We start from the raw sequence: 25,925 nt of genomic DNA on the forward strand, positions 1-25,925 counted from the left end.
AAACACCGAAACGAAAAGGAGGGCCGACCTTCATGCCGACAGACAAGAAAACCGGCACCGATCAGGGACAGCACAAGCCCCGCAAGCAGATGAACATGTACATCCGATTCGCGGCGATGATACTCACCGCGATGGTGGTGATGTACTGGGTGATGTTCGTTGGCTCCTGGGAATGGGCTCACGTCCGTTTCAGTGAAAGCCGGGTGTTCATGACGCTCACCATGGGTGGCACGATGGTGCTCATCATGCTCGGCTGGATGCTGAGCATGTACAAGAACACCAAAGCCAACATCGCCATCATCACCGCGGGCGTGCTGCTGATCGGAGGCGGCGTCGTCCTCGACCGCAGTCAGATCACTGTTGACGACACGGCCTTCATGCGCGCCATGATTCCCCACCACTCCATGGCGATCACCCGGGCCGAACGCGCTCAAATCCAGGACGTCCGCGTCTGCGAGCTCGCTGTCGAGATCAGCGAAGCGCAACGCCGCGAGATTCTCGAGATGGACTGGCTCATCCAAGACATCGAACGCAATGGCGTCGCGGCAACAGCTGAGCAAGCACAGACCCGACCCGTGCCGGTGTTCGAGGAATCAGCGGAGCGTGCATGCCCCACTGAATAGCGCTCACCATGGGACCACGACGCACCCCGCCTTTGCGCTCCCCTCACCGGACGTCCTTGAAAGATCGGGGTCACGACCAGTTGTCGGGCCTATCTCTTCCGGCCGCGACGGGTAGGGCGCGCTGCGGGCACCGTGTCCGGATCTTCCAGTTCGTGGCGGCTGCGGCGGGTGGGGGTGAAGGTGTGGATGTCGACGAGCGTGGGCGGCTGCACTGACCAAGGTGTGGGAGAGGTGACCCAGTCGATCAGATCGGCGGTGACGTCGGGGTCATTGACCTCGCCCAGCCAGACCGGCTCGGCTCCCCGGGTGCGATCTTCCTGTCCTGGGACGACGACGATGACGTTGGAGTGCTCGCACGCGTCGAGACACTTGCTGACCAACACCTCGGCCGCGCCGCCGACGCGGGTACGGATGGTCGTGAGCTGCGCGGCATGATCGACGGCGGGGTGCTTTCGCCGGCTCCCACAGTCACCGCCGCGACAGACGATGACCAGCGCGTTCTCGGAATCCAACGCGGACGCGGCCGCGGCGGGACGTTTGGGTGTCATGATCGGCCTCCGATAGACAGGGCTGGGCGGCAAGTGGTTCTCATGTCCAGGCGCTCTTACGTAGCAGTCGCAGCCCATTGAGGGCGACGATGACGGTAGATCCTTCGTGTCCGGCCACCGCGAGCGGCAACGGTAATGTGGCGATCAGGTCCCATGTCACCAGCACGGTGATGAAGGTCGCGGCGATGATCAGGTTCGCCACCACATACCGGTGCGCTTTGCGAGACAGGTTGATCACCGCCGGCACCGCCGACAGCTCGTCGCGGATGATCACCGCATCTGCAGTATCCAGGGCCAGGTCGGAGCCGTGCCGACCCATCGCGACGCCGATACTGGCCGCAGCCAGAGCGGGGGCGTCGTTGACCCCGTCGCCGACGACCATCACGGTGGCGCCGTCATCCTCGAGTCGTTTCACCGCGTCAGCCTTGTCAGCGGGGAGCAGCCGGGCGTGGACGACACGAATCCCGGTGCGTGCGGCGATGTCTGTGGCGGTGCGGTCGTTGTCCCCGGTGAGCAGGTGCACCGGCGATGCGGTGAGGGCTTCGGTTCGTGCGACCGAGGAGGCTGCGTCCGGGCGGAGTGCGTCATCGAGGGTGAGCGTTCCGACAGGTTCATTATCGACCAGGACGTCCACGATCGTGCCGACCGTGCCCGATTCGTCAACCGTCTGCACGACGCGGACCAGGCGCCCGTCGACGACCCCTTCGACCCCGTGGCCGGGGATCGCCCGAAAGTTCGTAGCAGGGGTGGTGCCCTCCGGGACGGCGCGGACGATGGCCCGCCCGATCGGGTGCTCGCTGTGCTGCTCTACAGCGGCCGCCCACGCCAGCACCGACTGGCGGGTGTGCCCGGGCCGTGCGGTGACGTCTCTCACTACGGGGGCGCCGTGGGTGAGCGTTCCGGTCTTATCGAACGCGACCAGCGAGGTCCGGCCGAGGCGTTCCATCACGGTCGCGGATTTGACCAGCACCCCGTGCCGTCCCGCGTTCGCGATCGACGCGAGCAACGGCGGCATGGTGGAGAGGACCACCGCACACGGAGATGCCACGATCATGAAGGTGATCGCGCGCAGCAGCGCCTCCCGGAAGTCGGTACCGAACATCAACGGGACGAAGAACACCAGCAGGGTCGCCGCGACCACACCGAGGGAATATCGTTGCTCGACCTTCTCGATGAACATCTGCCGTTGGGACTTCGTCTCCGAGGCCTCGGACACCATCGTCACCACCCGGGCGATGACGGACTCGCTGGCGGGGCGGGTGACCCGGACGGTGAGAGCGCCGGTGCCGTTCACGGTTCCGGAGAGCACGTCCTGCCCTTCGCCGCGTCGGACCGGCATCGACTCCCCGGTCATCGCTGCCTGGTCGACTTCGCTGACCCCGTCGACCACGATCCCGTCCGCGCCGATGCGCTCACCGGGGCGCACCAGGATCAGATCCCCGACCTCCAGAGCGGATGTCGGAACCTCCGCCAGGTCCTCACGGTCCCGGCGGCGGGTGAGGCGTGTGGCGTGTTCTGGTGCGAGCGTCAAGAGGCTGCTCACGGAGTCCGCGGTGCGCTGAGTGACGAGAGCTTCAAGGGCGCCGCTGGTGGCGAAGATGACGATCAGAAGCGCGCCATCGAACACCTGTCCGATCGCGGCGGCGGCGATCGCGGCGACGATCATCAACAGATCCACGTCGAGAACCTTGTTCCGAAGCGCCGTCAGACCCGCCCAGGCCGGCTCCCACCCGCCCGCAACGTACCCGACAAGATACAGCGTCCACCACACCGGCTCCGGGGCACCGGCCACCTGCAGCGGCCACGCGACCAGAAACAGCAACAGAGCAAGAGCCGCCCACCGCACCTCGGGCAAACGTGCCCCGGTGACGAAGATCGATGGTGGCTTCGGCAGTGCCCGGCCCCCAGGGCGCAGCCCCGGTTCGGTGAGGATGCTCATACGTCCGCGCTCTGAAGGCGCGGTTCTGCGGAGGCGGTTTCTACCGTGGCCGCCTCCGGGTGGTGGTGGCGGGGGGTGCCGCCCAGGGAGTGCTCGGCCTGGAAGATCGCATCTCGGACCAGCTGCGACGCGTGCTCATTCTCCAGCCGGTAAAACACCCGGGTCCCGTCCTGCCGGGTCGAGACGATACGCGCCAGCCGGAGCTTGGCAAGATGCTGCGACACCGACGGCGGGGCCTTATCCACCATCTCCGCCAGGTCGTTCACGGACAGCTCCCCGGCCTCACGCAACGCCAGAATCAACCGCACGCGCGTCGCATCGGCAAGCATCCCGAAGATCTCAACCGCCAGCTCGACGAAGTCGCTCTCGGGCATCCGACCACAAACCTTACTATCTGCATTCATGCGTAGATAATAACATCTTCGTTGGATCGACGGGGTACCGTCGAAGGATGACCATCAAGACGTACGTTGCGGTATTGCACGATGGACCGACACCCACCGATGCGGGGCAGCCCGTTCTGTGCCCGTTTCAGCCGGACGGCATGCCCAAGCCCGTTATCGATCACGAGGGCGTGATCTATCGCCTGAGCGACACACAGAATGCACCGGGCACATTCGACTACCTGAAGACACCGGCGCAGCCGCGCTGAAGATCCTCGGCCTTCGCGAGGGTCCGTAGTCAGCTGAGTCCCTCAACCGGCTGTGGCCTTATCGCCAGGCAACGCGAGCGGTTGCACGTGGAGAATCCTGTCCGTGAAGACGATGAACGAGCCTCGAGATCGCATGTGAGACCGTTTGGAGCCGATGAGGCGGGCGATGTCCTCAGTGGTTTTTTCGATCGTGCCGTCGGCGTCACCTTCTCCGCTGCGTCCGATGCGCGCCTGGAACCAGGGAGGGGCTTGGACGAGACCCGTCGGGATCTTGTTGCTCGTGCAGGACGCGAGCGGTGAGGTAGAGCTGGTGTGCGGTGATGACCAGAGCGAGCCAGGCAGCGCCGAGCATCCAGGCACCGAGGACGTCGGTTGCCCAGTGGTGTCCGAGGTAGATCCGATCGATGCCTGTGGTGAAGGCGAAGAGTGCGGCGGTGGCGATCGTGACGGTCTTGGCCCGGAAGGTCGTCTGACGCAGGATGAGCAGGTAGGCGATCACCCCTATGACTGTCACCGCGTTCAATGTGTGCCCGCTCGGGAAGGATGCCGAGTGTTCATACGGGGGCACCGCATCGGCGAGAGGAGGCCGGTCGCGTCCGAACAGTTGTTTTCCTACGACCGTCATGAGGAGCGACCCGCCGCCGCTGGCGACGATCAGGATCACTGGCGTCCAGGATCGGCGATGGATCGAGAGAATCGCCATCGCAGCGATGGCGATGATGGGCATGCCAACGGGACCGGCGATATGGGTGTATCCGGTGAGGATCACGTCGAGAAATGGCGATCGGAGGGAAAGAACGAAGTCGAGCAGGGGGCGGTCGAGACCGGCTACCCCATCTGCGTCGGTGATGTTGTCGTACACCTGGGCGGCAGCGACGCTAAGCACGAGAACGAGAATCAGCCCAAACGCCAGGATTAGGATCAATGCACCGTTCGGTCCGAGTCGTTCGCTGACCGTGCGCACACCATGGGCGAGGCGACGCCACACTGAGTTACTCCGCCGTGGAGAGATCCGGCTATCGTGTGCGATCTCACCGGGATCTCCGTGATCAGGCTTTTCGGCTCGAATCATGCCGGGCTCCAATCGATAAGGGCCTTAATCCTGTGATACGTTCTCACGATCGGCCAAGAGCCTGCGGCGAGGCTCCCGCAGACCAACCTCCGACCTCCGGCCGACAACCTTCCCGGATCGGCAATCGTATACCGGGTACGGCGGCTCTCTGGCAACACTGTCCTGCCGCTCCATCACATGACGACTTCACGGAGGTGCCGCGCGATCGCAGACCAGATGCAGCCGGGCGGCGTCAACGACTCGAGGGTCTGCGCCGGCGCAAATGCCGGGCGCAGACCCTCACGGTCGCAGGCGACGCAATCAGTCCGAGGTCTCCGAGTCTGCGGTGTCTTGTGCGAGAACTGTTCCGTCGCCGGCATCGATCTTGACATCGATGACGGTGCCGTCGGCGGTGGTGACCTCGATGCCGTAGACGACGAACCCGTTCTCGTTCTCGAGCTGTGCGGCGGCGGCCGTCCCGGAGACCGCCTTCAGTGCGACCGCAGTGGCCTCCTCTGGCGTGACTTTCGCGAGGCTTTCCAGGGCGGTCGACTGTGCAGCTTCGGCAGCGGAGTCATCCGCCCCTTCTGCGCCTTCCGTCCCTTCCGCAGCTTCTGCGCCTTCGGCGCCCTTGGCGCCGTCGGCTTCCTCGGTGTCGGCTGTGCCGTCGTTTGGAGCGGGGATGGTTCCGACGTAGCCGGGGTCCTGCTCGCTGTTGGTGGTATTTGCCGGGGCGCTTGCCGCGCCGGTAGTGGCGACGGCCACTCCGGTGCCGCCCAGGGCGAGTGCGGTGACGAGTGCGCCGGTGGCGATCGCCCGCTTGGCTGTTGTCTTCATGCTGTTCTCCTTCGCGGTGTCGTTCACCGCCGCAGTGGCGGTTGCGGACTGCCTTTCGTTGAAGATCGAGTGAGTTCTCGACTGTGAATACAGGCTAAGAAGAAGGCGATGAGATGAACGTGAGAGCGCCAGAATTGCCTCCGGACCGTCGCCCGTTGGCTCTGTCGGTGGACCATCCGTTCGCGGTCAGCGCGTGGCGGTCGGTATTTTGAAGGTGACCGTGCTCCCGCGCCCGGGCCAGGATTCGAGAGCGATGGAGCCGTCATGGGCCTGCATGATCTGCTTTGTCAACGCCAACCCCAATCCGTGCCCCGGGGTGGTTCGTGATGTTTCGGCACGCCAGAACCGGTCGAAAGCATGGACGAGTTCTGCGGGAGTCATTCCGATACCGTCGTCGTCAATCCGGATCACGGCTGCACCCCCGTCGCCGCGGGTGGTACTGAGGGTGACAGCGCCGCCCGGGCCGCTGAACTTCACTGCGTTGTCGAGGACGTTCCCGATCGCGCGCGAGAGGAGTTCGGCTGATCCACGCACCGGTAGCGGGGGCCCAGTGTCGACGGCGATGTGAACATCGTCGCGGCGGCCCGCAGCAGCGACGACCAGCTCCGGAAGGATCTCATTCAGATCGATCAGGGTGAAGCTGTCGGAGAGTTCCGCCTTGCTCGTGCGGGACAGTTTCAGCAGGTCCTCGGTAAGCCGGATGAGCCCACCCGTGGCCGTAAGTGCGACAGTGATCGCTTCCTGATACTCGGCGGGTGAACGGGAGCGACTCAGAGCCAGTTCGAGTTCCCCCTGGATGACGCTGAGCGGGGTGCGCATCTCGTGGGAAGCACCATCGACGAACTGCTGTTGTCGTTCGAAGCTGACCCGGATCGGTTTCAGCGCCGAACGTGCCATCAGCCAGCTGAACAGCGGGATGACGACGAGGAGGCAGGCATAGAACACGATCAGCGCAGTGCGCAGCAACGCGAATCCTTGCTCCGCGGCATTAACTGCGCCTTCGCCATCGCTCTCGGCGGCGTCGAAGTCGAACGTTCCGGTGACGAACGTGTACACGCCGATCGCGAAGATCGCGAAGATCGCCAGCTGGATGACCGTGTACGCGACGGTGAGGCGGATCGTCGCACGGCGGAAGATCATTCGTCTGCCGCGATCAGATAACCGGCGCCCCGGCGAGTCTGGATGATGTCGGATTCACCGGGCGTGGACAGCTTTTGGCGAAGGTAGCGGATGTACGTTTGCACGACGTTGCTGAACCCCTCGTAGTTGCTGTCCCAGGCATGGTCGATCAGTTCGGTGGAACTGATGATCGTACCTGCGTTGCGCATCAGGTACTCCAGGACCGCATACTCCTTGGGGGTGAGGTCGATGGTACGCCCATCGCGGATCGCCGTCTGTGTGGAGGGAATCAGGGTGACGCCCTGGGCGGTGAGCACCGGCGGCTGTGCGCGCGGCGCGCGGCGCAGCAGCGCCCGGGTACGGGCCAACAACTCGACCAGGTGGAACGGTTTGACGATGTAATCATCGGCGCCCGCGTCCAGCCCCGCGACCTTGGAGCGCATCGAGTCCAGCGCGGTCAGCATCAGCACCGGCGTGTCGTGGTTGATCTCGCGGATGCGCCGACAGACGCCCATGCCGCCGTCCGGCAGTCCGGGGAGCATCAGATCCAGGACGACCAGGTCGTACGTGTCGATCTCGAATGCTTCGATCCCGCCCGGAGCGGTTCCGGCGATGGTGACGGCATACCCGGTCTCAGCGAGGGCGCGGCGGATGACGTCGCCGAGCGCGACGTCATCCTCGACGACGAGAATCCTCACCGGGCACCCGCCTGCCGCAGGCCGGGGCGTCGGTCAGTCGGGCTGTTCACCGGTACCGGCCCCTTTCGATGCGTTCGCGGTAGCGACCTGAACGCCGTCGGCGCTGGCCTGGATGACGAAATCGACCTGGTTGGTGGACGTGCGGTACAGGCTGAAGGTGTTCTCGGGGAAGTGCCCGGGCTCGGTGCCGTTGTCGAAGTACACGGTCGTCTCGTCCTGGGCAGGAATTGTCACGTCATCAAGTGCCATGTAGTACCCCTCAGACTGTTGGGTGGTGACATCGGTCATCTGATAGTAGATCTCGACGTTGGTCAAGGGTGTGCTGGTGCTGTTGGTCAACGTGATCTGCAGCCGGTCATCCATCGCCTTCCCGGTGGCCGGGTCGACGAGGTCCTCCACGGCCGCCGAGGCGATACTCAGACCTGGTGCCGTGCTGGTGTTGCTGATCGGGTTGGACGCGACCGGCAGCACGGAGTTGGAGCCCGGTGTCGCGCTGGCAGAGGCACCGGGGGTCGCCAGGGCGGTGCCGGTGGCAGCTTGGCAGCCGGTGAGGACGCCGGCGGTCAGGACCATTGCGGCGACGAAAGGGATCAGGTTTTTGGTGTTCATGATTGTTTCCTTTGCAGAGCGCGCCGGGTGGTGACGGCGCTGGCGATAGTGATGGAGGCGACGGTCGCGGCGGTGAGCGTGAGGATGTAGGGCAGCATCGCCATCCACACCACGGGCAGTGGTTGTTGGTTGTACTGGCCCTTGATCCCCAGAAACGCGAACGCGATCCGTTCGAAGTGCTTGGTAACCGAGGACACTTCCAGTCCGTTGCGGATGCTGTCGAAGCGTGCGAACTGGGCGAGCACGGCCAGCTCATCCGGTTTCTGAATCTGCAACGCGGCGAACAGCCCGCCCGGGACCTGATTGTCCGGGTCCATCGTGTCGCCGATCTGGGGTATGAGCAGCACGAAGGTCAGCCAGACCAGCAGGCTGATGATCAGTCCGGCGCTGAGCTGCCTAGTGAGCACAGTGACAGCGATCGCGATGGCCGACCAGAACACCAGGTACAACCAGGCGAAGCCGCAACTGACTGCGAGCCGGGCCAGGTCGGTTCCGGTCAGGGTTCCCCCGCCGATGGTGGTGACCGCGATGGCGGAGACGATCGCCAGGCCCAGCACGACCAGTCCCCATATCGTCGCAAGGGCTGCGATCTTGCCGCCGGCCAGCGCGAAGCGCTGCACGGGGCGGCTGAGCAGCAGCGGCAACGTCCCGCGATGCTTCTCTTTCGCAATGGTGGCGTAACCCAACACGATCGCGAACAGCGCCCCGAGGATCTCGAGGTACTCCATCCCACCTCGCAGTAGTTGCAGGGGGAACAGCTGCGGGGCGGCGGGCGTCACACCGGAGCCGCTGGCAGTGACGTCTGCGACGTACAGGGTGTAGGCGTCCAGCTGCGCCCGGAAGTCGGCGGCGCCCACCGCGACCGAGATCACGGTGACGACGGCGAGGAAGCCGATCAGGATGAGGAAAAGGCGGTCGCGGCGCAGTTCCAGGATCTCTTTGCGGGCCACCGTGGCGATGTCAGTCATGAAGGGCACTCCGGATCTTTCGTCGAGGGATCACGGTGATCGCGATCAGGCCCGCGAGCAGGAATATCGCCAGGACGAGGACACCGGCCCCGGCGCTGCCGACCACCAGGTCGTTCTGGAGCAGCACGCTCGCGGTCGTCTTGAACTGTTCAGTGATCGCGAGCGGGCCGGTCAACGCGGACAGGACCGAGAACGAGTCCCCCGCGACGGGAACAGCCGGCACGGGGTTCAGCAGTGCCACAGGCCGGGCGGCGGAGCCCAACTGGGGCAGCACGAATGTGATTCCGCTCCACACCACGAACGGCACAAGGAAGGCGGTGCTCTCGCGGCGGGCGAACAGGCCGGAGATCATCCCGATGATCGCGAAGACCATCAGCAGCAACCACGACGTGCCCGCGAAGCCCACCAGCCGGGCGGTGAGGTCCCCGCCGAGGGGGGTTCCGGTGATGATCGCGATCGAGACCCAGCTGATCAGGGTGCTCACCAGTGACACCGTGGCAAGGACCAGCCCGATCCCGGCCAGCTGCCCGAGCAGACGCGCCTGGATGGCGAGAGGGCGGGTGAGCACCAGGATGGAGGTGCCCTGCTTGCGGTCGCGGAGCGTGGCCTGCGCGCCGAGGACGATCGCCATGAGGCACCCGATCAAGACAACGTAGATCGCCGAGTTACGTGCGTAGTACAGCGGGGCCACGTCAGTGAACGGGTTGGGCGCGGCGGTCAGACCCGCCGCGAGGATGCCCTCATACACGGAGGTGACGGTACGCGTGGTGATCCATCCGATAATCGCAGACACGGACACCATGCCGACGAACACCATCAGTAGCAATAGTGCGATGCGTGCGCGGGTGATGCTGAGCACCTCATGCCGGGCGCTCGTCCAGAAGCCATTCACGGTGTCCCGGCCCGCTCCAGCTGGAAGAAGATCTCCTCCAACGACTGCTCTTCGGGATACGCCGCCAGAGTGCTCGCGACCGTGTCATGGTGCACCAGGCGTCCTTGATTGAGGATGCCGATGCTGGTGCACGTGCGGGTGACCTCTGAGAGCAGATGCGTGTTCATGAACACTGTCAGCCCGAGTTCCTTGTTCAGTCGCACGATCGTCTCGCGCAGGGTTCGGACGCCCTCCGGGTCCAGGCCAGACGTCGGCTCGTCCAGAAAGAGAACGGCCGGGGCGTGCAGGATCGCCTGTGCGATCCCTACCCGCTGACGCATACCCTTGCTGAACGTGCCCAGCCGTTGGCTGTCGTGCCCCGTGAAGTCCAGGAACCGCAGAACATCCGCGATCCGTGCATCCGGGCGGCGCAACCCCGACAGTCGACCGAAGAACTGCAGATTCTCCACCAGCGTCAGATTGTCGTAGAACTGCACGTTCTCCGGCAGATAGCCGATCAGACTGCGCACCGCCGCAGCATCCGCGATGATGCTCTTCCCTCCGACCACCGCGTCTCCCGACGTCGGCGGAAGCAGGGTGGTCAGCATGTTGACCGTCGTCGTCTTGCCCGCCCCGTTGTGGCCGAGCAGGCCGAAGATCTCGCCCGCCGGGATCTCGACACTCACATCGGTGACCGCGGGTGTGGCCCCGAACCTGCGGCTGAGCCGCGTCAGGACGATCGCTGAATCTCTCATGACAGTGACGTTAGAACCCCGATCATGAGACCAGAATGAGAGACGATCGGCGAGCAGATGTCAGCTGCTTCGTCCACGAGCCGTCTCCGACCGCGACGTGCCGATGGGTGCGATGTCCGCAGCATGGTGGTGCTCTGCATTCGTCGCGGCGGGGCGGCGGATGAGTAGCTGCCTCCTTGGATCGAATATGGGCTGATCTGATCATCGGCGTTGGCCTGCTCGACAGGGACCTCCATCGAAGAGAATGCCCGAGATCCGTCCGCATACAGACGGACCGTCACCCGTCCGGGCGGGGTATCGGATGCGGCGCGACCAAACGCCTCTGTCTCTCAACAGTTGCAGCCTCTTGTGCGTTCATTTCGGCCTTCTGGTGACGCCCGCCCACGAGGCCGAACGACATGACTACGAGCCTCAGCCCGCGACGGCCGACGGCGTACAGTGAACCGAAATTTGGAGGAGAGCCTATGGACCCCTTGTCATTGCTCGCCCTGACCGCCGTCACCATTGGGGTGTTGGCTTACGCCGTCTACGGTGCCGTCCGCAAGGGTGTGCGCGATGGTCTAAAGGACGATCGTGAGAGACTCCGTGCGGAAGAGCACGCCGATCAGAACGGCGAGATGAAGTAGTCCTCACGCCAGTCCTCACCGGTTGGCGAACAGAATGCGAGTTGTTAGGGTCTTGCGAAGAGGTCAGGGAGGACCTCACGAATAAGGGGGGCGAGGTAGCGGACGTTGTCGCTGCTGTAGCCGTTTTCACCGTGGTCGCAGGCCGTTGCGGGTTCAATGGCGTCGGCCATCACGTCCTCCGGGTTCGTCATGGTCATCGGTCGAGGATGGTCCGGGTCGTGGTCTCCGGCCTGAGGTCGAGGCGTCGCAGCAGCTGGGCGTTGAGGGCGACGACGATCGTGGACAGCGACATTAGGATCGCGCCGACCGACATCGGCAGGATGAACCCGATGGGTGCGAGGACGCCGGCGGCGAGGGGGACGGAGATGAGGTTGTAGGCCGCGGCCCACCAGAGGTTCTGCTTCATCTTCCGATACGCCGCACGGGACAGCTCGATCACGGAGAGCACAGAGCGGGGGTCGTCGCTGGCGAGGATGACCCCAGCCGAGGCGATCGCCACATCCGTGCCCGCTCCGATGGCGAGCCCGACGTCGGCCTGCGCGAGGGCGGGGGCGTCATTGACGCCGTCGCCGACCATCGCGACCTTCCGGCCCTCTTTCTGCAGCTCTTGGACCTTCGCGGCCTTGTCTTCGGGGCGCACGCCGGCGAAGACCCGGTCGATGCCGAGATCCTGCGCGACGGCATGTGCGACGGCCTCGGCGTCTCCGGTGATCATGACCACCTGCACGCCCAAGACGTGCAGCGCGTCGACCGCTTCGCGCGACTCCGAACGCACCTCGTCGGCGAGCTTCAGCGCACCGATGACGTCCCCATCCTGAACGACATGGAGGATGATCGCGCCATCGGCACGCCACTGGTCTACGACGGGAAGCTCATCTGCGTTCTCTTCGGTGAGGAGGTGCGGTCCACCCACCCGGACGGTGGTGCCGTCCACGGTTGCGGTGACGCCAACGGCGGGAGACGAGGTGAAGTCACGGCTTCCGGGCACCGTGAGCTTCTTGTCGGCAGCGGCACGGACAATGGCCTTCGCCAGAGGGTGCTCACTGTCTACCTCGGCGGCGGCAGCGAGGGCGAGCACCTGGTCTGCGTCACGACCGTCGGTGACTGACACTTCGGAGACGCGGGGCTCGCCCTTCGTGAGGGTCCCGGTCTTGTCGAACAGCACCGTGTCAACGGTGCGCATGCTCTCCAACGCCAGACGGTCCTTGACGAGCACCCCGCCGCGCGCGGCGCGCTCGGTCGCGATCGACACGACCAGAGGGATGGCAAGACCGAGCGCGTGGGGGCAGGCAATCACCAAGACGGTGATCGTGCGGATGACCGCGGCATCCGGGAAGCCCACCAATATCCACACGATCGCGGTGATGGCCGCAGATCCCAGCGCGAACCAGAACAGCCACCCCGCGGCGGTGTCGGCGAGACGCTGGGCGCGAGAGGACGAGCTCTGCGCTTCGGTCACCAGCCGCTGAATGCCCGCGAGGGTGGTGTCGTCACCGGTCGCGGTGATCTCGACACGCAACCCGGAATCGGTGGCGACAGTGCCCGCCGTGACCGTGTCGCCCGTGCCGCGAGTGACCGTACGGGATTCGCCCGTGACCATGGATTCATCCATCGACGCGCGACCATCAATAATGCGCCCATCCGCGGGAACGCTGCCACCAGGCCGAACGACGACAACATCGCCAACGACGAGCTCAGTGGGTGAGACGACGACGACCTCGCCGTTCTCGACACGTTCCGCCTCATCCGGCAGAAGGGCGGCCAGGGAGTCGAGGGCGGAGGTGGTCTGGGCGAGGGAGCGCATCTCGATCCAGTGGCCGAGCAGCATGATCACAATCAGGAGTGCCAGCTCCCACCAGAAGTCCAGATCGTGATGCAGCAGCCCCACGCTCGCACCCCAGGATGCGAGGAATGCGACCGTGATCGCGAGGCCAATCAGGAGCATCATCCCGGGCTTGCGGGAGCGGATTTCGCTGACGGCGCCGACGAGGAACGGTTTCCCGCCCCAGACATACATCACCGTTCCGAGCACTGGCGACACCCAGGCGATCCCGGGGATGTCGGGGAGGGTGTAGCCGAGGATCATCGAGAACATGCCCGACAGGGCAACGGTCGGGACCGCCAGGATGAGCATGATCCAGAACAACCGCCGGAACTGTCCGACGTGATCCCCATGGCCACCATGACCCTCGTGACTGTCGTGACTGGCGCCCTCGTTTCCGTGGACGCCGTGGGCACTGTGCGTCTCGTGCCCGGCCGGGCTGGGGGAAGCGGGATGCGCGTGCGTATGTTCGACCTCGTCGTTGTGCGAGTGGCTCATGGTCATATCCTCCTCGGAGTAATGAACCTGTGGGGCTGCCAGGGCGGCGGACCCCGCGAGTGAAGTAGTCAGGCTGCGGCCGCGTATTTTGCGGGGTCAGCGTCGAAGCGGGGGCCGCATGCGGCGCAGCAGAAGTAGTAGCGGGTGCCCTCGTAGTCGCGGAACAGTCCCGCGGACTCGGCATCCGCCTTGACGACAACACTGCCGGCCATCACGGGGCATTGTGCGAGTTCCTCCGCGGATGGGGCGAGGAGATCTGTGCGTCCTTCGGCGGCGACCGCACCGTGATTGTTATGGCTGCAGCAAGATCCAGTGGGGGAATCGGACATGTGGGTGTTCCTCTTTCACGTTCGAGTGGTTCGTCTCTGACGCGGACAACCATATACCCACCGGGGGTATTCCTGTAGAGTGTGCGGAGCGGCATGAACTCGCTCAAATAGACGTCTACTGAAGCAGATTCGCGCACTGGTCCAGGAACTCGTCACTCGGCTGTGGGCGGTGAATCAGTTCCCCGAGGGTGCGCAAAGTCGACGGTGCTAGCGTGTGTCGCGGGAGGGGAGAGACAAGCATGCAGATCGCATCACGCATTCAGCGTCAGCAACTGTCGCTGCGCGTCCTTCTCCCGCTCGTCGGTGCGGCTGTCTTGATCATCGTCGGCCTGCTTGGCATGCATACCTTCAGTGCGGATCCAGCCGGCCACGGCACCGTCACCGCACACCACTCCGCGACGACGATGGCCGCGGATACCGGCCACGACGCACTGACACCGGCAGCCTCCGAGGCTGCCTCCGTTCCCTGTGATGACGCCTGCCTCTCGGGGACAGGGCAAGGCCATCCGGACATGACCACGGCCTGCATCCTCGCGCTGCTTGCCGGACTACTCCTCCTACTGCGCCCAATCCTCGTGGCCCGTCGTCTCGGGCCGCCTCTGCAGATCGTTGCGTCCTCAGTGCGCCTGCAGGCTGTGAGTATCCTGCCGCGCACACCCTCGCCCTTAGCCCTCTCGATCAGTCGTACCTGATAGGTCGCAACCGGCATCTCGCCGGCATCATCGCGTCCCCTCTGCGTGGCGCGCTACTCCCGACCCCTCACACACGACCCCATCGAAGGAATTACTCATGAAGAAGCTTCCCCTTGCCTTCGGCACTGGCATGCTCAGCCTCGCTCTCGTTCTCACGGGCTGCGCTGACGCATCAGCACCGACAGGCGAAACCACCACATCGTCCGATACCTCGTCCACCGCCACGGCGAACGACGCCGACGAGATGTTCGTGACCATGATGATCCCGCACCACCAGCAGGCCATCAAGATGGCCGACATCGTGCTCACCAAGGACGGACTCGACCCACGTGTCGCGGAGCTCGCCCAACAGATCAAGGACGCCCAAGGCCCAGAGATGGACCTGATGCTCGGCTGGCTCGAGAACTGGGGCGTCGAGTACGACCCCGACGCCATGGGCGGCATGGACCACGGATCAATGGACGACTCCGGCGACGGCATGATGTCCGACGAAGACATGACGGCCCTGGAAGAGGCAGACGCCACGCAAGCGAGCCGCCTCTTCCTCGAACAGATGATCATGCACCACGAGGGCGCCGTGGACATGGCGCGCACCGCGCTCGACGACGGTCAGAACCAGGACGTCCTCGACCTCGCCCAACAGGTGATCGACGACCAAACCGCCGAAATCTCAACCATGCAGGACCTCCTCAACGAGCTGTGAAACTTCCGGGCGGGTCGACACCCGAAACGGCCCGCCCGGCCTCACCAGGTCACAACACCCCCAGCTCCCGCACCCCCGCCCGCGATCTGTCGCCCGGTGCGGAAACCTTTTACTACTACCGGAGACCCTATGAACCGCCTCCTGCCCCTGACCGTTCTCACCACGCTGGCCCTCACGATCACCGGGTGTGCCAGCACACAGACAACCGCAACAGACATCGCCCCGCCGCGCATAGAGCATGTCCACGGCATCGCCGAAGACCCACGCGGGAGCGACCTACTCGTCGCCACCCACAACGGCATCTTCACCGTCACCCCCACCGGTGACGTCTCCGGCCCCATCGGCGGCCACGACTTCGACGCCATGGGATTCACCGTCACCGACAACACACTCTTCGCCTCCGGGCACCCCGGGCCCGACACCGCGGCAGAGCTCGGCGCGCCCAACCTCGGAATCATCCAAAGCGATGACTACGGCCAGACATGGTCCCCGGTTGCGTTGAACGGCAGCACGGACTTCCATGTCCTCACCGCCGGCCCCGACGGCACCCTCTACGGGATCGCCTCCAGCGGGGTCGACCTCCTCCGCAGCACCGACAGCGGCGGCGAATGGACCCGAGGAGCATCCATCGCCGCAGCGGACCTCGTCGTCACGGACGACGGCCTCTACGCCGCAGCAGAAGAAGGACTACTTCACAGCACCGACCAAGGCGTGACATTCTCCCGCGACGAAAGCGCCCCACTGCTCTACACGCTCGACGCACGCCCCGATGGCACCCTCCTGGGCGTAGGTACCGACGGCGCGATCTGGACACAGAACCCGGACAACACCTGGCAGAGCCTGGAAGCACTCGAAGGTGCCGTTCAAGCTTTCAGCGTCATCGACGCCAACCGCATCGTTCTCGTCGATGATCGCGGCATCGTCGAGATCACCCCCGACGGAACCACCATCCTCAGCCCACCTCGATAGCCGGAACTCACCATGAACAGATTCAAGACATCGCTCCAAAGCCCCGCCGACTTCATCGCCGCCGGGACCATCTTCGTCATCCTGCTCACAATCGTCAGCTACTCCTCATCATCTGGGCCCTCCGGTGAAGCACGCGCATCAGGCGCCGTACCCGCATCACCTCCGGCACCTTCCCACCCACCCCGGACGAGCGACTACTCCACGGCATGAACGCGTACATCGCAGGCTTGTGCAACTCGGACAGCTGCTACAGATCCCGTTTGTCGCCATCGGCCACGACCCACGCAACGAGCTCGTGCGCGGCCAAGTTGAACTCAACGAAGACGGTTACGTGTGTGTGCAGCATCCCACCACCGCGGCAGGAACCGGCTGCGGAGCTGCGCTCGACGCGCAGCATTACCTCGCTGGGCTTGTCGAAGCAGCCCTAGGTCTGGACGAAGTTGGCGTCGCATACGGCGTTCGGCTTGCGGGACGCCTGATACGCGAACCTGCGCACCAATCCTGCTCAGGTTCATCCCCAACGAGCGCTCACTTGGCTTGCGCCGTTGGCGAGCACAATTAAGAACGGAGGTGGGGCCAGATGTGGCCGTCGCGGTAGGGTCACTTCAGGTTGACAAAGCCACAGTCTGCGGACGGTGGAGTCATCGTGCGACGGATCGTTCGGTTCTGCACAGTTGCCGCCGACATGGCAATAGAAATGATTCATGTCTCTATTCCCGCGTCTTCGTGAGTTGCTTCCATGTGATTCAGGTGCGTCCTGCCCGCTGTATCAACGAAGCCACGCCGGATCAAGATTCCTGACAAACCATCACGATTCCTGACGATTCGGGCGTATTCTTGATGCATGGTCAGGATTGCTGAAGTAGCGGGCTGATGAGCCTCGCTGTCGTTCGGAGTATCGGGACCGCTCGCGGGTGGCGGTCCGAGGAAGATGCTGCGGACTTTGAGCAGGAGATCATCGACCAGTACGCGCTCGCGATGGCCGCAGCTGGGCTCAGCGACGCTTACATCTCGCACTCACGAACAGCGATCTTCGAGCTCCGTTCGCACGTGAATATCCCGCTGTGGCAGGTCAAGCCCGCCGACGCGGACGCGTTTCTTGCCGGGCTTCGCCGAGCGGGTCTTGCGGCTTCGACGCGTGCGGGCAAAGCGGGCGTGATCGCCCAGTTCTTCGACTTTGCGATCAGTCGGTATCAGGCCGACATCAACGCGCTTACCGGGTGGGTGATCGAGCAGCCCATCGATGAGTACAACCGGCAATCGGGTTCGTCGCTCGGCAAAGTCCGCGTCCCGCCCTCGGACGCGGAGGTCGACCGACTCTTCGGCGGCTGGGCGGCTTCGTTGCAGGATGAGCGGCGATTTCTCCCGGCGGCGCGGAACTACTTCGCGGCGTCGTTGTGGCGGCGAGTCGGGCTGCGGATCACGGAGAGCACGAAACTCGATCTTCGCGACTGGCGGCCCGATCTCGGCACGCTCGGGAAACTGCATGTCCGATTTGGGAAAGGCTCGCGCGGGCGCGGCTCGAAGCAGCGCCTGGTTCCCGCGATCAACGGTGCCGACAAGCTCATGGATTGGTGGCTCGGCGACGTGCGGCACAGGTTCGGCCCGGATTGGGATGACCCGGATGCGCCGCTGATCCCGTCGGAACGGTTCGATCATGAGCTCGGCCGCACGGGGAGGGCCAGCGACGATGTGCTCCGGCGCGGGCTGGTGCGTGCGACCGAGCGGTTTCTGCCTGCGTGGTCGGGTGATCTGACTCCGCACGTGCTGCGGCACTATTGCGCGTCGTCGCTGTATCTGGCGGGTATGGACTTGAAAGCCCTCCAAGAACTGCTCGGGCATCAGTGGCTGTCGACGACGACGCAGTACATCCACGTCTCGAGCCAGCACATCGAGGATGCGTGGGCGCACGCGAACAAGAGCGTTGAGGAACGATTCGAAGGGATGGCGTGACTGATGAAGTGGAACCTGAGAGTCCAGGCCGCTGAGCGCGGCATCTGGAAGTCTGCGGAGTTGCGGCGCATGCTCGCCGCCGCTGGGTTGGAGATGAGCCAGGGCAAGATGTCGGGGCTGTGGACGGGCACTCCGACGACGATCCGCCTCGATGATCTCGACGTGATCTGCCACGTCCTGGACTGCCAGCCGACAGACCTCCTCGTGCCCGAACCGGAAAAGGTCAGCGCGCGCACGCGACGGCTCGAGCAGCACAGCGAGGCCAACGGTTCGACACCGCGAGTGACGCCACGGTTGGGCGCGAAGGATGACCGGCCCGCCCCGCCGCTATGAGTCCGGCACGCGGTCCGAACGGGCCGCTGAGCCCGCCGCTGCCCTGCACGGGGTGCGGCGTGAAACCGGCCGCGTGGCTCCAGCCTCGCGTCGACTACTGCTACGACTGCATCCCCGGCGGCCCCTTCGCTCCGCCGCTATGCCGCAGATGCGGATCGAGCGAGTACTACAGCCAAGGATTGTGCGCGCATTGCCATCCGGGAAGTCCCGGCTTCATAGGGTCCTGTCGTGATTGCCTGGCCTGGGGCGTCTACCGGAATCGCAACTGGCGGTGCCCGAAGTGCCGCTGGTGGTTCAAGCACTACCCGCAAGGCGAATGCGTCTCGTGCCATCGCGACGTCACCATCGGTGAGCAGGGCTACTGCCGCCTCTGCCTGGAGACCGCCCGGATGCTGCAAGTACTCGGCGAACCGCTCGACCTCGACGCACCGCGAAAGTTCGGGGCGCAACTGTTCTTCGCCGTGATGAACGATCCCCGCAGGCCTGCCGAGAAGCACCGGCCGATGGCGATGAGCCTGCGCGAAGCGATCCGGCTCGTCGCCGCGCCGCCGCCGGTCGCCGAGAGCACCCAGCCGGTGCTGTTCGATCTGGATCCCGACCCGGAACGGGTGCGGCAGCGCTCGAACGAGATCCGGCGGCGCGACATCACCTCCCGCACCGATCACTTCCTGTACGCCCGCGCCGCCGAGTATGCGTGGAGCAAACGGCAGACGAACCAGGTGCGGCGCACGTTGAAGATTCTCCAGCTCGTGTTCCCCGGCGCGAATCTGCACTTCCGTGCTTCCGACATTCTCGCGATGCGCCGCTACGACGATGACGGCAACATCCGCTCCACGATCGAAGTCCTGGGCGACGCCGACCTCCTCATCGACGACCGAGTGCCGACGTTCGAGCAGCTCTTCGACCGTAAGACCAGGCATCTGCCCGAGCCGATGCGCTCCCAGCTCGAACTCTGGCGCGACATCATGGCCGACGGATCGAAGACCACGCCGCGCCGTCAACCCCGCGACACGATGACCGTGAAAGGGCAGATGTACGGCATCCTCCCCGCGATCACCCGCTGGGTCGAGGAAGGCCGCACCAGCCTGACCGGGATCAGCACTGAAGACATCCTCGACGCGCTCCCGGATGATCCGAGCCGCCAGCACACGATGATGCTCGGCTTCCGCACCCTGTTCACGATCCTGCGCGGCCGCAAGATCGTCTTCGCCGACCCGACGAAACCGATTCCGCTGCGCGGCCCCAAACGCACGATCCCGCTCCCGATGGAGAAGTCCGCGATCCGTGACGCGCTCACCAGCCCTGACCCCGCAATCGCTCTGGCCGTCGCCCTCGTCGCTTTCCACGCCCTCACCACACAACAGGTGCAGCACGTCCAGCTCACCGATATCATCGACGGCAGACTCCGCATGCCCGACGGCCGTACGATCCCGCTCGCCGAACCCGTGCGGGTGCGCCTGGCCGCCTGGCTCGACCATCGCGCCACGCGTTGGCCCGAGACGAAGAACCCGTACCTGCTCGTCACGATCCAGACCGCGCCGCGCCTGTCGCCACCGGGCCGGAACTTCCCCTGGAAGAAGGCCGGAGTCACCGCTCAGGCGCTGCGCACTGACCGCATCCTCTACGAGGTCGAACAGACCGGCGGCGATGTGCGACGCATCTGCGACCTGTTCGGCATCGGCATCGACACCGCCCTCCGCTATGCGCATCCCGCCCGAGTCGACCGTCCTGTAGATGACGGCGGCGACTCCGCCGGGTGAACACTCGGCGAACAACCTCCCGAACGCACCTACCCGACTTGCCGCTTGGTTCGATGAATGTCAATATAGAGACATGTCGATGCAACAGGTGGTGATCGTCGGGTCTGGTCCGGCGGGGTATACGGCCGCGGTCTACGCGGCCAGGGCGGGACTTTCTCCCGTCGTGGTCGCTGGCTCGGTGACCGCCGGCGGTTCGCTCATGACGACCACCGAGGTCGAGAACTTCCCGGGCTTCACCGACGGGGTGCAGGGCCCGGACCTGATGGACGCGATGCGTGCGCAGGCCGAGCGCTTCGGGGCGCGTATCGTCTACGACGACGCGACCCGGCTCGACCTCGCAGGCGAGGTCAAGACGATCGAGACCGGCTCGGGCGAAACGTTCGAGGCGCGTAGCGTGATCCTCACCACCGGTTCCGCTTACCGCAAGCTCGGCCTCGCCGAGGAAGCTCGGCTCTCCGGTCACGGCCTGTCATGGTGCGCGACCTGCGACGGCTTCTTCTTCCGCGAGAAGGAGATCGCCGTCGTCGGCGGCGGGGACTCCGCGATGGAAGAGGCACTGTTCCTCACGCGCTTCGCGTCGAAGGTCACGATCGTGCACCGGCGTGATGACTTCCGGGCGTCGAAGATCATGGCCGAGCGGGTGCGCGCCGATCCGAAGATCGAGGTCGCCTGGAACAGTGAAGTCGCCGAGCTCGTCGGTGAGAACGCCGTCGAAGCGCTCCGCCTGCGCGACACCGTCACCGGTGACGAGCGTGCCCTTCCGATCTCTGGCGTGTTCGTTGCGATCGGGCACGACCCGCGCTCGGAGCTGCTGACCGGGCAGGTCGATCTCGACGACGACGGCTACGTGCTCGTCGACCATCCGTCGACCGCGACGAACCTGCCTGGCGTGTTCGCCGCGGGTGATCTCGTCGACCGCCGTTACCGGCAGGCGATCACGGCATCGGGCACGGGCTGTGCCGCGGCCCTTGACGCGCAGCATTTCCTCGCCGGCCTGCCTGCCGACGAGACCGAGACCGAACTTCTGGAGGTGTCCGCATGAGCGCGACCATCACCGTCACCGATGCCACGTTCGAGGCCGAGGTGCTGCAGTCCGACATCCCCGTCGTGGTCGACATCTGGGCGACCTGGTGCGGGCCGTGCAAGGCGATCGCACCGATCCTCGACGATCTCGCCGGCGAGTACGACGGCCGCGTGAAGATCGTGAAGCTCGACGCGGATGCCAACCCGCAGACCGCGATGGCTGCTGATGTCACGTCGATCCCGACTCTCGGGTTCTACCGGGGCGGTGAGCGCGTCGACGTGCTCATCGGCGCACACCCGAAGCCGATCATCGCGGGCAAGATTGACGAGCTGATCGTATGAGCACCGCAACCCAGACCCGCGCGATGCCGGCGAAGCTGTCCACCCTTGACCGGTGGCTGCCGCTGTGGATCGGGCTCGCCATGGTCGCGGGCCTCCTCCTCGGCCGCTTCATCCCCGCACTGTCCGACCTGCTCGCGCATATGGAGGTCGGTGGTATCTCGGTGCCGATCGGTCTCGGACTGCTGGTGATGATGTATCCGGTGCTGGCGAAGGTCCGCTACGACAAGGTCGCCGCTGTCACGGGAGACAAAAAGCTCCTCGTCTCATCGCTGATCCTGAACTGGATCGCAGGGCCTGCCGTGATGTTCGCCCTCGCGTGGCTCTTCCTGCCCGATCTGCCCGAGTACCGCACCGGTCTCATCATCGTGGGGCTCGCGCGTTGCATCGCGATGGTGGTGATCTGGAACGACCTCGCTTGCGGCGACCGTGAAGCGACCGCGGTGCTGGTGTTCATCAACTCCGTGTTCCAGGTCGTCGCGTTCTCGCTGCTCGGCTGGTTCTACCTCACCGTGCTGCCGGGCTGGCTCGGCCTCGACTCCCAAGGCCTGGATGTCTCGATCGGGCAGATCGCGATCAACGTGCTCGTATTCCTTGGCGTCCCGCTCGCGGCTGGGTTCCTCACTCGCTTCTTCGGTGAGAAGGCGAAGGGCCGCGACTGGTACGAGGCGAAGTTCATCCCCTTTATCGGCCCGTTCGCGCTCTACGGCCTCCTGTTCACGATCGTGCTGCTATTCGCGCTGCAGGGTGAGGCGATCACGTCGCAGCCGTGGGACGTCGCCCGGATCGCGCTGCCGCTGTTGGCGTACTTCGCGATCATGTGGTTCGCAGGCCTCCTGCTCGGGAAGGGCATCGGCCTCAACTACGCCCGCTCGACGACCCTCGCGTTCACGGCGGCAGGCAACAACTTCGAGCTCGCCATCGCCGTCGCGATCGGCACCTTCGGCGCGACCAGCGGCCAGGCCCTCGCAGGCGTCGTCGGCCCGCTCATCGAGGTGCCCGTGCTCGTGGGTCTGGTCTATGTCTCGCTCTGGGCCGCCCGCACGTGGTTCCACACCGACCCGTATGCGGTTCCCGCCGTCACCAAATCGAGGGCATCATGACCACCACCGAGCTCTGCACACCGACCCCGACGCACGTCATCGGCGAAGACGCCGCCGATGCTGTCGCTTCAACGCTCAAGGCGCTGGCCGATCCGTTCCGGCTGCGGATGCTGTCGGCGATCGCGACGGACCCGCGCGGCGAGGCCTGCGTGTGCGACCTCGCCGAGCTCGCCGACGTCTCCCAGCCCACCGTCTCGCATCACTTGAAGAAGCTCAAGGACACCGGGCTGCTGGCCTCCGAGCGGCGCGGCACCTGGGTGTACTACAGCATCCTGCCGGCGCGGAAGCAGGCCGTGACCGCGCTGCTGGACGCGTTCGCGCCCGCCGCGATCGCCGACGCGCAGGCCGAGCAGGAAGACCGCGCGACGGCACTGGCCGCCCTCGACGCGAAGGTCGAGCACCTCGCCGCCGAGCTCGCCGACGAGATGACGCACCTGAACCGCAACCTCGTCGTCACGATCGTGCGCGAGTCGTTCGCGGGTCTCGTCCGCTCGGCGAAGCTCACCCAGCATATGATCCCGCTCACCGAACGTTTCGCCCGTCAGCGTCTCGCCGACCTCACACGGGATCGCGAAACGGGGATGCCGCAGGTGCTGTTCGTGTGCGTCGCAAACGCGGGCCGTTCTCAGCTCGCCGCCGCCCTCGTCAATCAGCTCTCCGGCGGTGCGGTTGTTGCCCGGTCGGCCGGGTCGACGCCAGCGGCCGAGGTGCACCCGCACGTGCGCTCGATCCTCGCCGACATCGAAGGCGAGCAGGACGCCGCGGCCGCGTTCCCGAAGCCGCTCACCGACGACGCCGTCCGCGCCGCGGACGTCGTGGTCACGATGGGCTGCGGGGACGTGTGCCCGATCATCCCCGGCGTCCGCTACGAAGATTGGGCTGTCGGTGACCCCGCCCTCGCCTCCGAAGACGGCGTTGCGGCGATCGCCGCTGACATCGAGGCCCGCGTCCGTGGCCTGCTCGCCGAGCTGTGCGTTCCCGTCGACGGTGACGGCGCATGACAAGCGAGACGCGACGTGCGCCGGTGCGCGGGTCGGCGTGGGAAGTGTTCCGGGTGTTCCTGCGCCTCGGGGTGACCTCGTTCGGCGGGCCGATCGCGCACCTGGGCTACTTCCGCACCGAGATCGTGGAACGCCGACGCTGGATGGACGACCGCGCCTACGCCGACCTGGTCGCGCTGTGCCAGTTCCTTCCCGGCCCGGCCTCGAGCCAGGTCGGGTTCGGCATCGGCCTGCACCGCGCCGGATACCGGGGCGCGCTGGCCGCATTCATCGCCTTCACGCTCCCGTCCGCGGCCCTCATGCTCGCCTTCGCCTCCGGCGCCGCCCTGTTCACCGGCACCATCGGGGAAGGCATCCTCGCCGGGCTGAAGATCGTGGCGGTCGCGATCGTCGCGCAGGCCGTCCTCGGCATGGCGAAGACACTCACCCCGGACCGGCAGCGCGCCGCGATCGCAGCCGTCGCAGCCCTCGCCGCGCTGCTGCTGGCCGGATCGCTCGGCCAAATCATGGCGATCGTCCTCGGCGGGATCGCCGGATACTTCGTCTGCCGCGCACCCGCCGCGAACACGGCGACAGCGGTGCGGTTCCCGGTGACCCGGGCCGCGGGGATCGCCGCGCTCACCCTGTTCGTCGCAATCCTGGCCGGGATGCCGATCCTCGCCGCCGTCACCGGCAACGACAGCGTCGCCCTGTTCGATGCGTTCGCGCGGGCCGGAGCGCTCGTATTCGGCGGCGGGCACGTCGTGCTCCCGCTCCTGCAATCCGGCGTCGTCGATCCCGGCTGGGTCACGAACGCGGACTTCCTCGCCGGATACGGTGCAGCCCAGGCCGTGCCTGGCCCGCTGTTCACCCTCGCCGCTTTCCTCGGCGGCGCCGCTGACGTCGGCCCGGGCGGGGCGGCGGGGGCGGGCATCGCGCTGGCCGGGATCTTCCTGCCCGGCTTCCTCCTCCTCATCGGCGTGCTGCCGTTCTGGAACCGCCTGCAGCACCACGAGCGGGTTCAGGCCATCATGCGGGGCGCGAACGCGGCCGTCGTCGGCATCCTCGCCGCCGCCCTCTACACACCCGTGTTCACCACCGCGATCCTCACCCCGCCCGCCTTCGCACTCGCGCTGGTCTGCTTCGTGCTGCTCGTCGCGTGGAAGCTCCCGCCCTGGATCGTCGTGATCATCGGAGCCGCAGGCGGCATCCTCGCCACCACCCTCACCTGACCGACCCGATCGGAAACGAGAACCCTCATGTCTACTCCCACCGTCCTGTTCGTCTGCGTCCACAACGCCGGCCGTTCCCAGATGGCCGCAGGCTACCTCCGCCACCTCGCGGGCGACCGCATCGAGGTCCGTTCGGCAGGCTCGATCCCCGCGGACCAAATCAATCCCGTCGCCGTCGAGGCGATGCTCGAAGAGGGCATCGACATCCGCGGCGAGGCCCCGAAGATCCTCACCACCGACGCCGTGCAGGACTCCGATGTCGTCATCACGATGGGCTGCGGCGACGCCTGCCCGTTCTTCCCCGGCAAGCGCTACGAGGATTGGAAGCTCGATGACCCCGCGGGCCAGGGCATCGACGCTGTCCGTCCGATCCGCGACGACATCAAACGCCGCATCCAGGAACTCATCGCCTCCCTCGAGCCCGCGAGCACCGAGGCGGCCAGCGCATGAGCGCGTCGGTGCTGTTCGTCTGCAAGAAGAACGGCGGCAAATCGCAGATGGCCGCCGCGCTCATGCGGCAGCACGCCGGCGACGCCATCACCGTCTATTCGGCCGGTACTGCGCCGGGCGATACGCTTAGTGCCCTCGCCGAGGAAGCGATCGTCGAGGTCGGTGCGTCGATGGAGGGCGAGTATCCGAAGCCCATCGATCCCGAGATCCTCCGCAGCGTGGATCGGGTCATCGTGCTCGGCGACGAGGCGAAGGTCGCCCCGGTCGACGGCATGGCCGGAACGATCGAGACCTGGACCTTCGAAGACCAGGCTGCATCCGACGTCGGCGGCGGCGACCGCACGCGGGCGATCCGGGATCAGATCGCCGAACGCGTCCTGCGCCTCGCCAGCGAGCTCAGCGCCGCGATGTCGTAACTCTGAACGGGAGGGCAGGAGTAGTCG

General features: G+C 65.6%; 30 protein-coding genes and 1 pseudogene. 17 read left to right on the top strand and 14 right to left on the bottom strand.

The window, feature by feature from the left end; translation table 11 throughout:
* The first annotated feature begins 32 nt into the window (after nt 1–32).
* A complete protein-coding gene (locus PU630_RS05585) occupies nt 33–623 on the top strand; it encodes a DUF305 domain-containing protein (protein ID WP_221625365.1) in 591 nt (196 codons plus the stop codon).
* Between the two features lie 89 nt (nt 624–712).
* Here the strand turns inward: PU630_RS05585 and PU630_RS05590 are convergent, their stop codons facing one another.
* From PU630_RS05590 to PU630_RS05600, 3 genes are read right to left on the bottom strand one after another with little or no spacing between them, the layout of a single operon-like run.
* Complete coding sequence (locus PU630_RS05590; protein WP_051513709.1) at nt 713–1,171, bottom strand: hypothetical protein; 459 nt, start codon at nt 1,169–1,171, stop codon at nt 713–715.
* A gap of 40 nt (nt 1,172–1,211) precedes the next feature.
* A complete protein-coding gene (locus PU630_RS05595; protein WP_051513710.1) occupies nt 1,212–3,110 on the bottom strand; it encodes a heavy metal translocating P-type ATPase in 1,899 nt (632 codons plus the stop codon).
* Entirely contained in the window at nt 3,107–3,514 is a 408-nt protein-coding gene (locus PU630_RS05600) for an ArsR/SmtB family transcription factor (protein WP_051513712.1), read from the bottom strand. The genes PU630_RS05595 and PU630_RS05600 overlap by 4 nt, the downstream gene beginning before the upstream one ends.
* A 47-nt stretch (nt 3,515–3,561) precedes the next feature.
* On the opposite strand from PU630_RS05600, the gene PU630_RS05605 reads away from it, so the two are divergent.
* The gene (locus PU630_RS05605) at nt 3,562–3,762 is read left to right on the top strand and encodes a hypothetical protein (protein ID WP_036299925.1); all 201 of its coding nucleotides are present in this window, start codon (nt 3,562–3,564) and stop codon (nt 3,760–3,762) included.
* A gap of 202 nt (nt 3,763–3,964) precedes the next feature.
* Here the strand turns inward: PU630_RS05605 and PU630_RS05610 are convergent, their stop codons facing one another.
* The 8 genes from PU630_RS05610 to PU630_RS05645 all read right to left on the bottom strand — a co-directional run bounded on the left by PU630_RS05610 (nt 3,965) and on the right by PU630_RS05645 (nt 10,670).
* On the bottom strand, nt 3,965–4,726 hold the full coding sequence (locus PU630_RS05610) for a phosphatase PAP2 family protein (RefSeq protein ID WP_246081368.1): 762 nt from the start codon (nt 4,724–4,726) through the stop codon (nt 3,965–3,967).
* 408 nt (nt 4,727–5,134) lie between these two features.
* Complete coding sequence (locus tag PU630_RS05615) at nt 5,135–5,677, bottom strand: PepSY domain-containing protein (RefSeq protein ID WP_275279370.1); 543 nt, start codon at nt 5,675–5,677, stop codon at nt 5,135–5,137.
* Nucleotides 5,678–5,836: 159 nt separating this feature from the next.
* Nucleotides 5,837–6,790: a sensor histidine kinase gene (locus tag PU630_RS05620; protein ID WP_036294215.1), complete on the bottom strand. Its 954-nt coding sequence runs from the start codon at nt 6,788–6,790 to the stop codon at nt 5,837–5,839.
* A complete protein-coding gene (locus tag PU630_RS05625) occupies nt 6,787–7,467 on the bottom strand; it encodes a response regulator transcription factor (protein ID WP_036294218.1) in 681 nt (226 codons plus the stop codon). Before PU630_RS05625 ends, PU630_RS05620 begins: the two co-directional genes overlap by 4 nt.
* A 33-nt stretch (nt 7,468–7,500) precedes the next feature.
* Nucleotides 7,501–8,076 carry a hypothetical protein gene (locus PU630_RS05630; RefSeq protein ID WP_141880423.1) on the bottom strand — a complete coding sequence of 192 codons (576 nt, stop codon included), beginning with the start codon at nt 8,074–8,076 and terminating at the stop codon, nt 7,501–7,503.
* Complete coding sequence (locus PU630_RS05635) at nt 8,073–9,044, bottom strand: ABC transporter permease (RefSeq protein WP_141880422.1); 972 nt, start codon at nt 9,042–9,044, stop codon at nt 8,073–8,075. The genes PU630_RS05630 and PU630_RS05635 overlap by 4 nt, the downstream gene beginning before the upstream one ends.
* Nucleotides 9,037–9,936: an ABC transporter permease gene (locus tag PU630_RS05640; protein WP_036296859.1), complete on the bottom strand. Its 900-nt coding sequence runs from the start codon at nt 9,934–9,936 to the stop codon at nt 9,037–9,039. Before PU630_RS05640 ends, PU630_RS05635 begins: the two co-directional genes overlap by 8 nt.
* Nucleotides 9,933–10,670, bottom strand: coding sequence for an ABC transporter ATP-binding protein (locus PU630_RS05645; RefSeq protein ID WP_036296862.1), 738 nt, complete (start codon nt 10,668–10,670; stop codon nt 9,933–9,935). Before PU630_RS05645 ends, PU630_RS05640 begins: the two co-directional genes overlap by 4 nt.
* A gap of 464 nt (nt 10,671–11,134) precedes the next feature.
* Here PU630_RS05645 and PU630_RS05650 point away from each other — a divergent pair, with 464 nt between their 5' ends.
* Nucleotides 11,135–11,296, top strand: coding sequence for a hypothetical protein (locus PU630_RS05650; protein ID WP_185740470.1), 162 nt, complete (start codon nt 11,135–11,137; stop codon nt 11,294–11,296).
* Between the two features lie 44 nt (nt 11,297–11,340).
* Here PU630_RS05650 and PU630_RS05655 read toward each other — a convergent pair whose 3' ends face one another.
* The 3 genes from PU630_RS05655 to PU630_RS17375 form a co-directional block, all read right to left on the bottom strand.
* Nucleotides 11,341–11,493 (bottom strand): hypothetical protein, encoded by a 153-nt coding sequence (locus tag PU630_RS05655; protein WP_158497520.1) that lies wholly within the window; start codon nt 11,491–11,493, stop codon nt 11,341–11,343.
* The gene (locus PU630_RS05660) at nt 11,490–13,622 is read right to left on the bottom strand and encodes a heavy metal translocating P-type ATPase (protein ID WP_373457221.1); all 2,133 of its coding nucleotides are present in this window, start codon (nt 13,620–13,622) and stop codon (nt 11,490–11,492) included. Before PU630_RS05660 ends, PU630_RS05655 begins: the two co-directional genes overlap by 4 nt.
* A 62-nt stretch (nt 13,623–13,684) precedes the next feature.
* A complete protein-coding gene (locus tag PU630_RS17375) occupies nt 13,685–13,828 on the bottom strand; it encodes a YHS domain-containing protein (RefSeq protein ID WP_306342084.1) in 144 nt (47 codons plus the stop codon).
* A gap of 356 nt (nt 13,829–14,184) precedes the next feature.
* On the opposite strand from PU630_RS17375, the gene PU630_RS05670 reads away from it, so the two are divergent.
* From PU630_RS05670 to PU630_RS05735, 14 genes and pseudogenes are all read left to right on the top strand, one after another.
* Nucleotides 14,185–14,637 carry a DUF6153 family protein gene (locus PU630_RS05670; RefSeq protein ID WP_036296872.1) on the top strand — a complete coding sequence of 151 codons (453 nt, stop codon included), beginning with the start codon at nt 14,185–14,187 and terminating at the stop codon, nt 14,635–14,637.
* A 97-nt stretch (nt 14,638–14,734) separates the two neighbouring features.
* On the top strand, nt 14,735–15,340 hold the full coding sequence (locus tag PU630_RS05675) for a DUF305 domain-containing protein (protein WP_036296875.1): 606 nt from the start codon (nt 14,735–14,737) through the stop codon (nt 15,338–15,340).
* A 129-nt stretch (nt 15,341–15,469) separates the two neighbouring features.
* Complete coding sequence (locus PU630_RS05680; RefSeq protein ID WP_275279371.1) at nt 15,470–16,309, top strand: F510_1955 family glycosylhydrolase; 840 nt, start codon at nt 15,470–15,472, stop codon at nt 16,307–16,309.
* 259 nt (nt 16,310–16,568) lie between these two features.
* A pseudogene (locus PU630_RS05685) lies at nt 16,569–16,871 on the top strand (hypothetical protein); the annotation flags it as partial.
* Between the two features lie 311 nt (nt 16,872–17,182).
* Nucleotides 17,183–18,262, top strand: a complete 1,080-nt coding sequence (locus tag PU630_RS05690; RefSeq protein ID WP_102209907.1) for a tyrosine-type recombinase/integrase — start codon at nt 17,183–17,185, stop codon at nt 18,260–18,262.
* 3 nt (nt 18,263–18,265) lie between these two features.
* Nucleotides 18,266–18,595 carry a helix-turn-helix domain-containing protein gene (locus PU630_RS05695; RefSeq protein WP_054683702.1) on the top strand — a complete coding sequence of 110 codons (330 nt, stop codon included), beginning with the start codon at nt 18,266–18,268 and terminating at the stop codon, nt 18,593–18,595.
* A gap of 389 nt (nt 18,596–18,984) precedes the next feature.
* Nucleotides 18,985–20,355 (top strand): hypothetical protein, encoded by a 1,371-nt coding sequence (locus PU630_RS05700; protein WP_054683699.1) that lies wholly within the window; start codon nt 18,985–18,987, stop codon nt 20,353–20,355.
* A 73-nt stretch (nt 20,356–20,428) separates the two neighbouring features.
* The gene (trxB, locus tag PU630_RS05705; protein WP_054683697.1) at nt 20,429–21,397 is read left to right on the top strand and encodes a thioredoxin-disulfide reductase; all 969 of its coding nucleotides are present in this window, start codon (nt 20,429–20,431) and stop codon (nt 21,395–21,397) included.
* Entirely contained in the window at nt 21,394–21,720 is a 327-nt protein-coding gene (gene trxA / locus PU630_RS05710) for a thioredoxin (RefSeq protein WP_054683694.1), read from the top strand. Before trxB ends, trxA begins: the two co-directional genes overlap by 4 nt.
* Nucleotides 21,717–22,820, top strand: a complete 1,104-nt coding sequence (gene arsB / locus PU630_RS05715) for an ACR3 family arsenite efflux transporter (RefSeq protein WP_082406260.1) — start codon at nt 21,717–21,719, stop codon at nt 22,818–22,820. Before trxA ends, arsB begins: the two co-directional genes overlap by 4 nt.
* Nucleotides 22,817–23,821: a metalloregulator ArsR/SmtB family transcription factor gene (locus PU630_RS05720; protein WP_054683691.1), complete on the top strand. Its 1,005-nt coding sequence runs from the start codon at nt 22,817–22,819 to the stop codon at nt 23,819–23,821. Before arsB ends, PU630_RS05720 begins: the two co-directional genes overlap by 4 nt.
* On the top strand, nt 23,818–25,032 hold the full coding sequence (gene chrA, locus PU630_RS05725) for a chromate efflux transporter (protein ID WP_054683686.1): 1,215 nt from the start codon (nt 23,818–23,820) through the stop codon (nt 25,030–25,032). Before PU630_RS05720 ends, chrA begins: the two co-directional genes overlap by 4 nt.
* A 27-nt stretch (nt 25,033–25,059) precedes the next feature.
* Nucleotides 25,060–25,482 carry an arsenate reductase ArsC gene (locus tag PU630_RS05730; RefSeq protein WP_054683684.1) on the top strand — a complete coding sequence of 141 codons (423 nt, stop codon included), beginning with the start codon at nt 25,060–25,062 and terminating at the stop codon, nt 25,480–25,482.
* Nucleotides 25,479–25,898, top strand: a complete 420-nt coding sequence (locus PU630_RS05735; RefSeq protein WP_026937615.1) for an arsenate-mycothiol transferase ArsC — start codon at nt 25,479–25,481, stop codon at nt 25,896–25,898. Before PU630_RS05730 ends, PU630_RS05735 begins: the two co-directional genes overlap by 4 nt.
* The last annotated feature ends 27 nt before the right edge of the window (nt 25,899–25,925 follow it).

It is taken from the genome of Microbacterium horticulturae (assembly GCF_029094505.1).
Lineage (GTDB): Bacteria > Actinomycetota > Actinomycetes > Actinomycetales > Microbacteriaceae > Microbacterium > Microbacterium horticulturae.

What these genes read in the sequence shown, in the direction of transcription:
- PU630_RS05585 (WP_221625365.1), top strand. Translation starts at nt 33, where the DNA reads ATGCCGACAGACAAGAAAACCGGCACCGATCAGGGACAGCACAAGCCC.
- PU630_RS05590 (WP_051513709.1), bottom strand. Translation starts at nt 1,171, where the DNA reads ATGACACCCAAACGTCCCGCCGCGGCCGCGTCCGCGTTGGATTCCGAG.
- PU630_RS05595 (WP_051513710.1), bottom strand. Translation starts at nt 3,110, where the DNA reads ATGAGCATCCTCACCGAACCGGGGCTGCGCCCTGGGGGCCGGGCACTG.
- PU630_RS05600 (WP_051513712.1), bottom strand. Translation starts at nt 3,514, where the DNA reads ATGAATGCAGATAGTAAGGTTTGTGGTCGGATGCCCGAGAGCGACTTC.
- PU630_RS05605 (WP_036299925.1), top strand. Translation starts at nt 3,562, where the DNA reads ATGACCATCAAGACGTACGTTGCGGTATTGCACGATGGACCGACACCC.
- PU630_RS05620 (WP_036294215.1), bottom strand. Translation starts at nt 6,790, where the DNA reads ATGATCTTCCGCCGTGCGACGATCCGCCTCACCGTCGCGTACACGGTC.
- PU630_RS05630 (WP_141880423.1), bottom strand. Translation starts at nt 8,076, where the DNA reads ATGAACACCAAAAACCTGATCCCTTTCGTCGCCGCAATGGTCCTGACC.
- PU630_RS05635 (WP_141880422.1), bottom strand. Translation starts at nt 9,044, where the DNA reads ATGACTGACATCGCCACGGTGGCCCGCAAAGAGATCCTGGAACTGCGC.
- PU630_RS05645 (WP_036296862.1), bottom strand. Translation starts at nt 10,670, where the DNA reads ATGAGAGATTCAGCGATCGTCCTGACGCGGCTCAGCCGCAGGTTCGGG.
- PU630_RS05650 (WP_185740470.1), top strand. Translation starts at nt 11,135, where the DNA reads ATGGACCCCTTGTCATTGCTCGCCCTGACCGCCGTCACCATTGGGGTG.
- PU630_RS05655 (WP_158497520.1), bottom strand. Translation starts at nt 11,493, where the DNA reads ATGACCATGACGAACCCGGAGGACGTGATGGCCGACGCCATTGAACCC.
- PU630_RS05660 (WP_373457221.1), bottom strand. Translation starts at nt 13,622, where the DNA reads ATGACCATGAGCCACTCGCACAACGACGAGGTCGAACATACGCACGCG.
- PU630_RS17375 (WP_306342084.1), bottom strand. Translation starts at nt 13,828, where the DNA reads ATGGCCGGCAGTGTTGTCGTCAAGGCGGATGCCGAGTCCGCGGGACTG.
- PU630_RS05670 (WP_036296872.1), top strand. Translation starts at nt 14,185, where the DNA reads ATGCAGATCGCATCACGCATTCAGCGTCAGCAACTGTCGCTGCGCGTC.
- PU630_RS05675 (WP_036296875.1), top strand. Translation starts at nt 14,735, where the DNA reads ATGAAGAAGCTTCCCCTTGCCTTCGGCACTGGCATGCTCAGCCTCGCT.
- PU630_RS05680 (WP_275279371.1), top strand. Translation starts at nt 15,470, where the DNA reads ATGAACCGCCTCCTGCCCCTGACCGTTCTCACCACGCTGGCCCTCACG.
- PU630_RS05690 (WP_102209907.1), top strand. Translation starts at nt 17,183, where the DNA reads ATGAGCCTCGCTGTCGTTCGGAGTATCGGGACCGCTCGCGGGTGGCGG.
- PU630_RS05695 (WP_054683702.1), top strand. Translation starts at nt 18,266, where the DNA reads ATGAAGTGGAACCTGAGAGTCCAGGCCGCTGAGCGCGGCATCTGGAAG.
- PU630_RS05700 (WP_054683699.1), top strand. Translation starts at nt 18,985, where the DNA reads ATGCTGCAAGTACTCGGCGAACCGCTCGACCTCGACGCACCGCGAAAG.
- trxB (WP_054683697.1), top strand. Translation starts at nt 20,429, where the DNA reads ATGTCGATGCAACAGGTGGTGATCGTCGGGTCTGGTCCGGCGGGGTAT.
- trxA (WP_054683694.1), top strand. Translation starts at nt 21,394, where the DNA reads ATGAGCGCGACCATCACCGTCACCGATGCCACGTTCGAGGCCGAGGTG.
- arsB (WP_082406260.1), top strand. Translation starts at nt 21,717, where the DNA reads ATGAGCACCGCAACCCAGACCCGCGCGATGCCGGCGAAGCTGTCCACC.
- PU630_RS05720 (WP_054683691.1), top strand. Translation starts at nt 22,817, where the DNA reads ATGACCACCACCGAGCTCTGCACACCGACCCCGACGCACGTCATCGGC.
- chrA (WP_054683686.1), top strand. Translation starts at nt 23,818, where the DNA reads ATGACAAGCGAGACGCGACGTGCGCCGGTGCGCGGGTCGGCGTGGGAA.
- PU630_RS05730 (WP_054683684.1), top strand. Translation starts at nt 25,060, where the DNA reads ATGTCTACTCCCACCGTCCTGTTCGTCTGCGTCCACAACGCCGGCCGT.
- PU630_RS05735 (WP_026937615.1), top strand. Translation starts at nt 25,479, where the DNA reads ATGAGCGCGTCGGTGCTGTTCGTCTGCAAGAAGAACGGCGGCAAATCG.